The 12,123-nt window shown below is 72.2% G+C and carries 8 protein-coding genes and 1 pseudogene; 6 read left to right on the plus strand and 3 right to left on the minus strand.

What is annotated here, in order from left to right; genetic code table 11:
* Nucleotides 1–118: 118 nt before the first annotated feature.
* A complete protein-coding gene (locus IF00_RS0129115; RefSeq protein ID WP_030323112.1) occupies nucleotides 119–1,795 on the plus strand; it encodes a WD40 repeat domain-containing protein in 1,677 nt (558 codons plus the stop codon).
* A gap of 33 nt (nucleotides 1,796–1,828) precedes the next feature.
* On the opposite strand, the gene IF00_RS0129120 is transcribed toward IF00_RS0129115, so the two are convergent.
* Both IF00_RS0129120 and IF00_RS0129125 read right to left on the minus strand, forming a co-directional pair.
* Nucleotides 1,829–2,617 (minus strand): hypothetical protein, encoded by a 789-nt coding sequence (locus IF00_RS0129120; RefSeq protein ID WP_030323114.1) that lies wholly within the window; start codon nucleotides 2,615–2,617, stop codon nucleotides 1,829–1,831.
* A 304-nt stretch (nucleotides 2,618–2,921) separates the two neighbouring features.
* Nucleotides 2,922–4,619 carry a PucR family transcriptional regulator gene (locus IF00_RS0129125; RefSeq protein ID WP_030323116.1) on the minus strand — a complete coding sequence of 566 codons (1,698 nt, stop codon included), beginning with the start codon at nucleotides 4,617–4,619 and terminating at the stop codon, nucleotides 2,922–2,924.
* 308 nt (nucleotides 4,620–4,927) lie between these two features.
* On the opposite strand from IF00_RS0129125, the gene IF00_RS0129130 reads away from it, so the two are divergent.
* The 5 genes from IF00_RS0129130 to IF00_RS0129150 all read left to right on the plus strand — a co-directional run bounded on the left by IF00_RS0129130 (nucleotide 4,928) and on the right by IF00_RS0129150 (nucleotide 11,777).
* The gene (locus IF00_RS0129130; RefSeq protein WP_030323117.1) at nucleotides 4,928–5,818 is read left to right on the plus strand and encodes an FAD binding domain-containing protein; all 891 of its coding nucleotides are present in this window, start codon (nucleotides 4,928–4,930) and stop codon (nucleotides 5,816–5,818) included.
* A 2-nt stretch (nucleotides 5,819–5,820) separates the two neighbouring features.
* Nucleotides 5,821–6,417, plus strand: a complete 597-nt coding sequence (locus IF00_RS0129135; protein ID WP_030323118.1) for a (2Fe-2S)-binding protein — start codon at nucleotides 5,821–5,823, stop codon at nucleotides 6,415–6,417.
* Nucleotides 6,418–6,419: 2 nt separating this feature from the next.
* Nucleotides 6,420–8,819, plus strand: coding sequence for a xanthine dehydrogenase family protein molybdopterin-binding subunit (locus IF00_RS0129140; protein WP_030323121.1), 2,400 nt, complete (start codon nucleotides 6,420–6,422; stop codon nucleotides 8,817–8,819).
* 311 nt (nucleotides 8,820–9,130) lie between these two features.
* A complete protein-coding gene (locus IF00_RS0129145) occupies nucleotides 9,131–10,597 on the plus strand; it encodes an NCS2 family permease (protein ID WP_030323123.1) in 1,467 nt (488 codons plus the stop codon).
* Between the two features lie 43 nt (nucleotides 10,598–10,640).
* Nucleotides 10,641–11,777 carry an XdhC family protein gene (locus IF00_RS0129150; protein WP_030323124.1) on the plus strand — a complete coding sequence of 379 codons (1,137 nt, stop codon included), beginning with the start codon at nucleotides 10,641–10,643 and terminating at the stop codon, nucleotides 11,775–11,777.
* A 67-nt stretch (nucleotides 11,778–11,844) separates the two neighbouring features.
* Here IF00_RS0129150 and IF00_RS0129155 read toward each other — a convergent pair.
* Nucleotides 11,845–12,123: pseudogene (locus tag IF00_RS0129155) on the minus strand (sugar kinase); the annotation flags it as partial.

The following is a 12,123-nucleotide window of genomic DNA, read 5'->3' on the forward strand; positions in this document are numbered from 1 at the left end:
GAGAGACCCTCGGAAGCTCCCCGGAGACCGTCCTCGCGACGGGGCGGTCCCGGGGGGCCCGCGCCCACTAAGGTCAAGGGCGACAGCCGCCCGTACCGCGTCGCCCGTGAGGTGCCCCATGCCGTCCGCGACCCCGTCCCCGGCGGACGGAGGCCGACCCGTCACCGGTACGGAGACCGAGGCCACCGCCCTGCTCGGCTGGCTCACCGATCCCGAGGCGCCCCGGCTCTGCCTCGTCACCGGCGCCCCCGGCAGCGGCAAGACGGCTCTGCTCGGATGGTTCGCCAAGCACGGCCCGCGGGCCGGCCGGCCGCGCCGCCGCACTGCGCGGGTGCTCGTCCCGCTGGCCGGACAGAGCGCCCTCGGCGCGACCTGGACGATCGCCGACCGCCTCGGCGTCGTGGCCAGGTCGCCCGGCGACCTCGTGCACGCCCTCGCCACCAGCGAGGCCCGGCCCACCGGCCGCGCCGTCCTCCTTCTCACCGATCTGCACGCCGCCGCCGAACCGGCCGCGCTCACCGATCTGATCGCCGAACTCGCGGGCGTCGGCCGGGTCCGTCTCGTGGTCGAGGCCCGCAGCGGCACCCCGGCTCCCGCCGCCCTGCGGACCGACCGGCGGGTCGCCGTCGTGGACCTCGACGGCGACGCCGACGCCCCCGGCCCCGGCGCCCCGGAGCAGACCCTGCCGCTGCCGGACCTCTCCGACCCGGTGGCCGTCTGCACGGCCGACCCTCTGCTCGTGACCACGGCGTACGTCACGGGGGCGGCCGCCGCCGGACTCGCGGGCACGCTCGACGGCCCCGAGGTGCCCGCCCGCCCCGGTGAGAACGCCGCCGAGGACCACGGCGGGCTACGGGCCGCCTGGATGCGCGCCGGCCAGTCCCTCTGCCGCGAACAGGCGCCGGGCGAAAGGGCGTTGGTACTGCTGGCCGCTCTCGGCGACGGCGCGGACCCCCGGTTGCGTCCCGCGCTCGCCGAGCTCGCGGAGGGCTCGCCCTGGCGACTCCGCTGGGCCCGGCACCGCGGCGATCTGACCCCGCCCTGGCCGGGCCCCGTCACCGTCCTCGGCGCGGCGGGCGGTCCGTTGGAGGGGACGCTGCTCGTCGGCGACCGCACCGGCGCCGTGCGGCTGCTCCACGAGGCCGACGCGAGCCCGGCGGGCCGTCTCGCCCACACCGTGCCCGGCCGGGTCACCGCGCTCGCGCCCGCGCCCGACGGCACCGTGCTGCTCCTGGACGACCGGGGCCGACTGCACACCGTGCGGGGGACGACGCCGCGGGCCCCGTATCTGGAGCGCCTCACGGAGGCCGTCTCGGCGACCCTGGCCCGTCACCCGGGAACGGCCCTCGCGGCGATCGCCGGTTCGGTCGTGGTGGGGGACCGGCTCGGCTCGGTGCACGCCTTCGGTCTGCGGGGCCTGCACCAGGCCGCCTCGCACAGCGGCCGGGTCGCGGCGGTCGCGGCGGTGGACTCCGAGACGCCGTTCGTCTGCTCCGGCGGCGTCGACGGGACCGTCCGGCTCTGGACCCCGGGTCGTGATCCGCGCCCCGAACCCCTTGCCGAACGGCCCTCGCCGGTGGTCTCCCTGCATGCGACGGAGACCCCCGCGGGCCCGCTGATCGCCGTCGCCTGGGGCGACGGCCTCGTCGAGCTCCATCGCCCGGAGGGCGGCCCGACCCTCTCGTTCCGCCCGGGCCCCCCTGTCCGCGCGGTCGCCGTCACCGGCGCCGGCTCCCTGCTCATCGGCACCGACGAGAGCCTGGTGTGTCTCGCGCCGAAGCGCACCGACAGGTGAGGATGCATCACCATCCCCTCCCGTGAGGGGACTTCAGGTGGCCGGCTGCGGTGTCAGCTGACTCGCGAGCCAGGTCGGCACGCCACCCAGGAGGCGGAAGAGGCGGCGGGCCTCGGCGCGCAGTCGCCCGGCCTCCGGTTCCGTCTCCGTGGTGGCGAGTGCGGTGAGGGCCGGGGCCGTACCGACCAGATAGCCCAACTCCTCGCGGATGCGCAGCGATTCGGCGAAGCCGTGCCGCGCCTCCGCCAACTCTCCTTCACGCAGGGCGAGTCCGGCGAGGTGTCGCCAAGTGGAGGACAGCAGCAGCGAGTCGCCCTGCGCGGTGGCCCCGGCGTGCGCCCTGCGGTACGCGGCGCGGGCCGCCTGCGGGGAGTCGCCGAGGTTCTGTGCGATGAGCCCGCGCCGCAGGTCGAGCAGCGGCCTTCCCTCGGCCGACGGGGCGATCAGGGCGGCCGCCCGGCCCAGTGCCATGCGTGCCTCGTCGGCCCGGTCGCGTACCCCCAGAAGTGTCGACGCGTAGGCCAGATAGCCGCGTTCGCAGGCGGCGGCCCCGCGTTCCTCGTCGGTGCCGGCCACCGCCTCGGCCGCCCGGAGCGCCTCCTCCGCGTCGGCCCAGCCCTGTTCCGTGTAGAGGCAGCGCTCGATCAGCAGCGCGGCCCGTTCGAGTGCGGCGGCCGGTTCGGTCGCGTGGGGCGCGAGCAGCGCGGCCGCGTCCGTCCAGCAACCCCGGGAGCGGAGCCGCCATATGGCGGTCTCCACGGGAGTCTCCTTGCCGTAGGCGAGGGACGGATCTTCGCCGCCCCTTGATTCGGAACCAGACATGGCGGTATCCGCCACATTGCCCTCCCCGAGCGCGCCATTGAGCTGTTGAGTGAGACCCGCATCTCAGCACGAAGGGGAGTACCTGGCCAAGGGGTCAGGTGAAAGAATTCACAAGAGTCCGGCGGATCGGTGTACCGCTGTCCGGACCGTGGCCGAAACGGCGTCAGAAGGCCGCCGGGCCCGTGATCAGGCCTCGGCGGAGCCCGTCGGCCGCCCCGGCCGACGGGCCCCCACCAGCCCGGACGTCACTCCGTCGGACTCGCCCGAAGGGGTGAATTCGCGTGGGACCCCCCGGGTCATCCGATCAGCTCATCCGAAGGGCCAGGAAGAAGTCGAGCTTGTCCTCGAGACGGGACAGATCACGGCCCGTGAGCTGCTCGATCCTGCCCACCCGGTACCGCAGCGTGTTCACGTGCAGGTGGAGCCGGGTCGCACAGCGTGTCCAGGAGCCGTCGCAGTCCAGGAACGCCTCAAGCGTCGGGATCAGCTCCGCGCGGTGCCTGCGGTCGTAGTCGCGCAGCGGGTCGAGCAGCCGGGCCGTGAACGCGCGCCGGACGTCGTCCGGGACGAACGGCAGCAGCAGCACGTGCGAGGCCAGCTCGTGGTGGCCGGCGGCGCAGACCCGGCCCGGACGGGCGGCGGCGACCCGGCGGGCGTGCCGGGCCTCCTCCAGGGCCCCGCGCAGGCCCTCCGCCGAGTGCACGGCGGCGCTGACACCGAGGGTGAGACGCCCGTCGTCGGCCAGGCCGGCCGACAGCGGAGCGCGCACGGCCGCCAGCAGCGCGTCGGCGTGCAGGCCCAGCGCGGTGGCCGGGCCGTCGTCCTCGCTGTCCGGCAGCGGACCCGCGGCCAGCGGGACCAGCGCGATGGCCTCGTCGCCGCTGTGCGCCACGGCGATCCGGTCGGCGGACTCGGCGCCGACGGTCGCCGGGTCGACGAGGATCTCCTCCAGGAGGGCCTGGGCGACCGGACCGGCCTCCACGGCGGGGCTCTGACCGGCCTCCTGCTCCCACTCGACCCTGGCCACGACCACCTGCCAGTGCGGGGCCGTGCCGAGCCCGGGCAGCAGCACCGGGGCGGCCACCCGCAGCCTGGCCGCGATCTCGGCGGGCGCGGCGCCCGTCTGCACCAGCTCCAGGACCTCCTGGGCGAGCCGGCGCCGTACCGTACGGGCCGCGTCGCGCCGGTCCCGCTCGACGGCGATCAGCTGGGTGACTCCCTGGAGCAGGTCCAGCCGGGCGGCCGGCCAGTCCCCCGCGTCCGCCTCGACGGCGAGCAGCCAGTCCGAGAGGACGGTCTCGCGCACATCGCGGGAGACGGGGGCCGCGCCCCGGCCGGTGTTGCGGATCGGGAAGAGGGAGTACGCCGTTCCGCCCGTGCTCAGCCGGTGCGGACCGCGCCGTCCGGTCCGGGTGGCGGCCAGGTGCTCACCGGCGAGGGTGGCGGCGAGCGGGGCCGGGAGGGGCTCGCCCGCGCCCGCGATCTGGCGGCCGGTGGGGGAGAGTACCCAGGCCCGCAGATCCAGGTCGGAGCCGAGCAGGTCGAGGACCACCTCGGGGCCGCCGCCCGCCGGTCCCGAGGTCATGAGCCGCCGGTGCCGGTCGACGACGGCCGCCAGGTCACCCGCCCGCTCGCCGGAGACCTGTCGAACAACATGTTCGGTGATCGTCGCGAACGCAACGGTCTCGTTCACCGCGAAAAGCGGCAGCCGATGGCGTGAACACGCCTCTACGAGATCGTCGGGGATGTCGCCCAGCTCCGCCTCGCCCGCGGCAAGGGCGGCGACCCCGGCCGAGGCCAGGATCCGGGCGAAGGGCTCGGCGTCGGCCGGTTCCCGCAGCCAGGCGAGGCCGGTCAGCACCAGCTCCCCACCGGACAGGTACCGGCTGGGGTCCTTGAGATCCGTCGTCATCACGCCGCGGACGGTGCGGTCCAGCTCGTCCTCGCCGCCGAGCAGGCGCAGCCCGAGCGCGTCGTTCTCCAGCAGTGCGCGCAGCCGCATCGTGTCGCCGCCGTTCCTTCGTCAGTGAGTGGTGGGGTTGTCGCGTTGTCGACGGTGGCGTGGGGCCACCGTTTCCAGGGGAAAACGGCGAGGTGACTGTTCCCCGCCTTTCGTTCGAATCTACAAGACGACAACGGGACCCAGCCAACTCCTTCATGTTTTCGGTGACTGCACCCGGGCGATCGTGGGCTTGTGTACTAGGCCACACACCGCGTGAACAGCACATGAACGTGAAGTCGAGAACCGGCCGTCCCCCCGGAACCCTGCGCACGCCCCCCGATCACCAGAATCACTAGAAGAGAGCCACCATGGACTTCCTTCGCCCCGCCACCTGGGAGGAGGCGCTCGCCGCCAAGGCAGAGCACCCCACGGCCGTGCCCCTTTCGGGTGGCACGGACGTCATGGTCGAGATCAATTTCGACCACCGGCGGCCCGAGTACCTCCTGGACCTGAACCGCATCGAGCTGCTGCGTGAGTGGGAGGTCGGCGAGGAGAACGTCCGCCTCGGCGCCGCCGTTCCGTACACCCAGATCATGGAGAACCTGCGGGCCGAGCTGCCCGGCCTGGCACTCGCCTCGCACACGGTCGCCTCCCCGCAGATCCGCAACCGCGGCGGCGTCGGGGGCAACCTCGGCACCGCATCGCCCGCCGGCGACGCCCACCCGGCCCTGCTCGCCGCGGGCGCCGAGGTCGAGGTCGAGTCGGTGCGCGGCAACCGGTTCATCCCGATCGACGAGTTCTACACGGGTGTGAAGCGCAACGCGCTGCAGCCCGACGAGCTCATCAAGACCGTCCACATCAAGAAGGCGGACGGCCCCCAGCAGTACTCCAAGGTCGGCACCCGCAACGCGATGGTCATCGCCGTCTGCGCCTTCGGCCTGGCCCTGCACCCGGAGACCCGGACCGTGCGGACCGGCATCGGCTCCGCCGCACCGACCCCGATCCGCGCCAAGGAGGCCGAGGCCTTCCTGAACGCGGCTCTGGAGGAGGGCGGCTTCTGGGACAACGGCAAGATCATCACCCCGTCGATCGCGAAGCAGTTCGCCGACCTCTGCTCGGGCGCCGCCAACCCGATCGACGATGTCCGAGGCACCGCCAAGTACCGCCGCCACGCCGTCGGCATCATGGCCCGCCGCCAGCTCGGCTGGACCTGGGAGCATTACCGCGGCAGCGGTCGCACGCTTGAGGGAGCTGCATAACCATGCGCGTCAATTTCACGGTCAACGGACGTCCGCAGGAAGCCGACGACGTCTGGGAGGGCGAGTCCCTCCTCTACGTCCTGCGCGAGCGGCTGGGCCTGCCCGGCTCCAAGAACGCCTGCGAGCAGGGTGAATGCGGTTCCTGCACGGTCCGCCTCGACGGAGTGCCGGTCTGTTCCTGCCTCGTCGCGGCCGGCCAGGTCGAGGGCCGCGAGGTCGTCACCGTCGAAGGCCTCGCCGAGTTCGCCAAGGAGCGTTCCGAGCACGCCGGTTGCGCCTCCGGCGCCTGCGGCACCTCGCTCGACGCCGCCAAGAGGTGGGAAGCCAAGCCCGGTCAGGACTCCCAGACCGGCGAGGGCGTCGAACTGTCCCCGATCCAGCAGGCGTTCATCGACGCCGGCGCCGTCCAGTGCGGCTTCTGCACCCCCGGTCTGCTGGTCGCGGCCGACGAGATGCTGGAGCGCAACCCGTCCCCGACGGACGCGGACATCCGCGAGGCGCTCTCCGGCAACCTCTGCCGCTGCACGGGTTACGAGAAGATCCTCGACGCGGTCCGCCTCGCGGCCGCTCGCCAGGAGCGTCAGGGAGAGGCGGTCTGACGATGGCTCAGAACACACGCACCGTTCCGGTGGGCACGCCCACCGACGTCACGCAGAACCACGTCAAGGGCGGCATCGGCGAGTCCACGCTCCGTCCGGACGGCACCCTCAAGGTCACCGGCGAGTTCGCGTACTCCTCGGACATGTGGCACGAGGACATGCTGTGGGGCCAGATCCTGCGCTCCACCGTCGCGCACGCCGAGATCCTGTCCATCGACACCTCCGAGGCCCTCACGATGGACGGCGTCTACGCCGTCCTGACCCACGAGGACCTGCCCGCCGCGAAGAACTACGGCATGGAGTTCCAGGACACCCCGGTCCTCGCCTACGGCAAGGTCCGTCACCACGGTGAGCCGGTCGCCCTCGTGGCCGCCGACCACCCGGAGACCGCCCGCCGCGCCGCCGCGAAGATCAAGATCGAGTACCGGGAGCTCCCGGTCATCACGGACGAGGCCTCGGCCACCGCTCCGGACGCGATCCTGGTCCACGAGAACCGCGACGACCACCACTCCGGTCACGTCCCGCACATGAACATCGTGCACCGCCAGCCGATCATCCGCGGCAACGCCGCCGAGGCCGCCAAGCGGGCCGACGTCATCGTCAGCGGCGAGTACACCTTCGGCATGCAGGACCAGGCCTTCCTCGGCCCGGAGTCCGGCCTCGCCGTGCCGGCCGAGGACGGCGGCGTCGACCTGTACGTCGCCACCCAGTGGCTGCACTCGGACCTCAAGCAGATCGCCCCCTGCCTCGGCCTGCCCGAGGAGAAGGTCCGCATGACGATGGCCGGCGTCGGCGGCGCGTTCGGCGGCCGCGAGGACATCTCCATGCAGATCCTCGCGTCCATCCTCGCGCTGCGCACCGGCAAGCCCGTCAAGATGGTCTACAACCGGTACGAGTCCTTCTTCGGGCACGTCCACCGGCACCCGGCCAAGCTCTGGTACGAGCACGGCGCCACCAAGGACGGCAAGCTCACGCACATGAAGTGCAAGATCGTGCTCGACGGCGGGGCCTACGCCTCGTCGACGGCATCGGTCGTCGGCAACGCCTCGTCCCTCTCGGTCGGCCCGTACGTCATCGAGGACGTCGAGATCGAGGCGATCGGCCTCTACACCAACAACCCGCCCTGCGGCGCGATGCGCGGCTTCGGCGCGGTCCAGGCCTGCTTCGCCTACGAGGCCCAGATGGACAAGCTCGCGGCGAAGCTGGGCATGGACCCGGTGGAACTGCGCCAGCTCAACGCCATGGAGCAGGGCACGATCATGCCGACCGGCCAGGTCGTGGACTCGCCGGCGCCGGTCGCCGAGCTGCTGCGCCGGGTCAAGGCCCGTCCCATGCCGCCGGAGCGCCAGTGGGAGACCGCCGGCGAAGGCGCGGACGTCCGCGCGCTGCCGGGCGGCCTGTCCAACACCACGCACGGCGAGAGCGTCGTGCGGGGCGTCGGCTACGCCGTCGGCATCAAGAACGTCGGCTTCTCCGAGGGCTTCGACGACTACTCGACCGCCAAGATCCGTATGGAGGTCATCAACGGCGAGGCCGTCGCCACCGTCCACACCGCGATGGCGGAGGTCGGCCAGGGCGGTGTCACCATCCACGCGCAGATCGCCCGCACCGAGCTCGGCGTCCAGCAGGTCACCATCCACCCCGCCGACACCCAGGTGGGCTCGGCGGGTTCGACCTCCGCGGGCCGTCAGACGTACATGACCGGCGGCGCCATCAAGAACTCCTGCGAGATCGTCCGCGAGAAGGTCCTGGAGATCGGCCGGCGCAAGTTCGGCTCGTACCACCCGGCCTGGGCCAACGCCGAACTCCTCCTGGAGGGCGGCAAGGTCGTCACCGACGGCGGCGAGGCGCTGGCCTCCATCGCGGACGTCCTCGGCGACCAGTCGGTGGAGGTCGAGGAGGAGTGGCGGCACCGCCCCACCCAGGCCTTCGACCTCGTCACCGGCCAGGGCGACGGTCACGTCCAGTACGCCTTCGCCGCGCACCGCGCGGTGGTGGAGGTCGACACCGAGCTCGGTCTGGTCAAGGTCATCGAACTGGCCTGTGCCCAGGACGTCGGCAAGGCGGTCAACCCGCTCTCCGTGGTCGGCCAGATCCAGGGTGGCACCACCCAGGGCCTGGGCGTCGCGGTGATGGAGGAGATCATCGTCGACCCGAAGACCGCGAAGGTGCGCAACCCCTCCTTCACGGACTACCTGATCCCGACCATCCTCGACACGCCGACCATCCCGGTCGACTACCTCGAGCTGGCCGACCCCAACGCGCCGTACGGCGTGCGGGGCATCGGCGAGGCCCCGACCCTGTCGTCCACCCCGGCCGTCCTCGCGGCGATCCGGGCGGCGACGGGCCTGGAGCTCAACAAGACGCCGGTCCGCCCCGAGGCGCTCACCGGCACCCTCTAGGACTCTCCGGGCGGTACGTGCCTCCCAGGGAACGTCACACCTCCCCAGCCCGTACCGCCCGGAGTAACCCCCAGCAGTACCCGCAGTACCAGCAACACCCCGCAGTACCGGCAACACCCCGTAGTAACCGCAGTACCAGCAACACCAGCGATACCCCCGCAGTACCCCGCAGTGCCGATTCATTCCGTTCGTCTCGGGCCGTCCCCCGGGTCGTGCAGCCCACGCAGCATCCCAAATCCCGCAACTTCAGCAGATCAGAAGTCCTTCGAGGTCTGACGCGGGTGCCCCTTTGAACCTTGGGAGTAGGCCCCATGACCCAGTCGTCTGTGGAGCCCAAGACCGCTTCGGAGGACGCGGGCTCCGGCTCGAACGTCCCCGCCGGCCGCTCTTGGCTCGACCGGTACTTTCACATCTCGGAGAGAGGATCCACCGTCGCGACGGAGATCCGCGGCGGCGTCACCACCTTCATGGCGATGGCGTACATTCTCCTGCTCAACCCCCTGATCCTCGGCGGCAAGGATGTCGACGGCAACGTCCTCAGCCAGCCCGCCCTCATCACCGCGACCGCGCTCGCCGCCGCCGTGACCACCCTGCTGATGGGCTTCTGGGGCAAGGTCCCGCTCGCCCTCGCAGCCGGTCTCAGCGTCTCCGGCGTGCTGTCCTCGCAGGTCATCGCCGTCATGACCTGGCCGCAGGCCATGGCCATGTGTGTGGCCTACGGTGTGGTGATCTGTCTCCTGGTGGTCACCGGCCTCCGTGAGATGATCATGAACGCGATCCCGCTGGCGATCAAGCACGCGATCACCATCGGCATCGGCCTCTTCATCGCACTGATCGGCTTCGTCAAGGCGGGCTTCGTCCACGAGAACCCCTCTCCCGGTGGTGGCCCGGTCGTCCTCGGCCCGGCCGGTGAGCTGGCCGGCTGGCCGGTCCTCATCTTCGCCTTCACGCTGCTGCTGATCTTCGCGCTCCAGGCCCGCAACGTGCCCGGCGCCATCCTGATCGGCATCGTGGCGGGCACGGTCATCGCCGCCGTCGTCAACGCCGTCGGCGACCTGCCGGCCAAGGCCTGGTTCTCCGGCCCGCCGGAGCTCAACGGCAGCGCGGTCTCCACGCCGGACTTCTCGCTCATCGGCGAGGTGTCCTTCAGCGGCTGGGGCGACGTCGGCTACATCACGATCACCATGATCATCTTCACTCTGGTGCTCGCCGGCTTCTTCGACGCCATGGCCACGATCATCGGCGTCGGCTCCGAGGCCAAGCTCGCCGACTCCCAGGGCCGGATGCCCGGCCTCTCCAAGGCGCTGTTCATCGACGGCGCGGGCGGTGTCATCGGCGGCGGCGTCGGCGGCTCAGGCCAGACGGTCTTCGTCGAGTCGGCCACCGGCGTCGGCGAGGGTGCCCGCACGGGTCTCTCCTCCGTCGTCACCGGCGCGTTCTTCGCGGCCTGCCTCTTCTTCACCCCGATCACCGCGATCGTGCCGGCCGAGGTGGCCTCCGCGGCCCTGGTCGTCATCGGCGCGATGATGATGCAGAACGCCAAGCACGTCGACTGGAGCGACCGCTCCGTCGCGATCCCGGTGTTCCTCACCGTGGTCCTGATGCCGTTCACGTACACCATCACCACGGGTGTCGCGGCCGGCGTCATCTCCTACACCGTCATCAAGACGGCGCAGGGCAAGGCACGCGAAGTGGGCGCCTTCATGTGGGGCCTGACCGCGATCTTCATCGTGTTCTTCGCGATCCATCCGATCGAGAGCTGGCTGAACGTCAGCTGACGCCCGTACCTTCACCCTCCACACACATATCGAGGAGTTCGAGATGCTGGACATCGCCGAAGAGCTGCACCGGTGGGTCGAGCAGGGACGTGAGTTCGCCGTCGCCACCGTCGTGGCGGTCGGCGGGAGCGCGCCCCGGCAGCCGGGCGCCGCGCTCGCCGTCGACAGCGACGGCACGGCGATCGGCTCGGTCTCCGGCGGGTGTGTGGAGGGCGCGGTGTACGACCTGTGCCGGCAGGCCCTCGAAGACGGGAAGACCGTCGTCGAGCGCTTCGGCTACAGCGACGAGGACGCCTTCGCGGTCGGTCTGACCTGCGGCGGCATCATCGACATCCTCGTCACCCCGGTCCGCGGCGGGGTCCACCCCGCCGCGCTGGCCGCCGCCGCCACGGGGGAGGCGGCGGCCCTGGCCCGGATCGTCTCCGGCCCCGAGGACCTGATGGGCCGGGCACTCCTGGTCCGCCCCGACGGCTCGTACGAGGGAAAGCTCGGCGGCCACCCGGAGCTGGACCGCACGGCCGCCGGGGAGGCTCGCGCGATGCTCGACGCGGGCCGCACCGGCACGGTGGAGATCGGCGAGGACGGCAGCCGCTGCGGACAGCCGCTGACCCTTCTGGTCGAGTCCTCGGTCCCGGCCCCCCGCATGATCGTCTTCGGTGCCATCGACTTCGCGGCGGCTCTGGTCAGAGTCGGCAAGTTCCTCGGCTACCACGTCACCGTGTGCGACGCGCGGCCCGTCTTCGCGACGCCGGCCCGCTTCCCCGAGGCCGACGAGATCGTCGTCGAATGGCCCCACCGCTACCTGGAGTCCACGGAGGTGGACGGCCGTACGGTGCTCTGCGTCCTGACGCACGATGCCAAGTTCGACGTGCCGCTGCTCCAGGCCGCCCTCAAGCTTCCCGTCGCCTACGTCGGCGCGATGGGCTCCCGCCGCACCCACGAGGACCGCAACAAGCGCCTCCGCGAGGTCGGCGTCACCGAACTCGAACTCGCCCGTCTGCGCTCCCCGATCGGCCTCGACCTCGGCGCCCGTACGCCGGAGGAGACGGCGCTGTCGATCGGCGCGGAGATCGTCGCCAGCCGCCGGGGCGGCACGGGCCTCTCCCTGACGGGCGCCCACACCCCGATCCACCACGACGGCCCCCGCGAGCCGACCGGACGCATAGGTTCCGTCGCCTAGGGGGTGTCTCGCCGGCCAGGCCGGGCGACCGGGTCGCCTCGCACGGTCCTTCTCGGGGGGCGCACGCTCAGTGCGCCCCCCGTTCCCGTACGGTCGACGCCCAGGCCGGCTGCTCCTCGGCGGTCTCCGTCTCGGCCCGCCGGCCGCCCCGGCCGAAGAAGTCCGCGAGCGGCAGGATCGCCGCGCCGACCGTGACCGCGTCGGGGCCGAGGGTGCCCATGCCGATGACGACCCGGGCCGCCGGGTACGTGAGGGCGTACTCCCGCGCGTAGCCGGACACGGTTTCGAGGAAGCGGGTGCCGAGCTGGAGGCCGGCCCAGCCGCCGACCAGGATGCGCTCGGGCTG

This window comes from Streptomyces flavochromogenes (genome assembly GCF_000717595.1).
In the GTDB taxonomy this organism is placed as follows: domain Bacteria; phylum Actinomycetota; class Actinomycetes; order Streptomycetales; family Streptomycetaceae; genus Streptomyces; species Streptomyces flavochromogenes.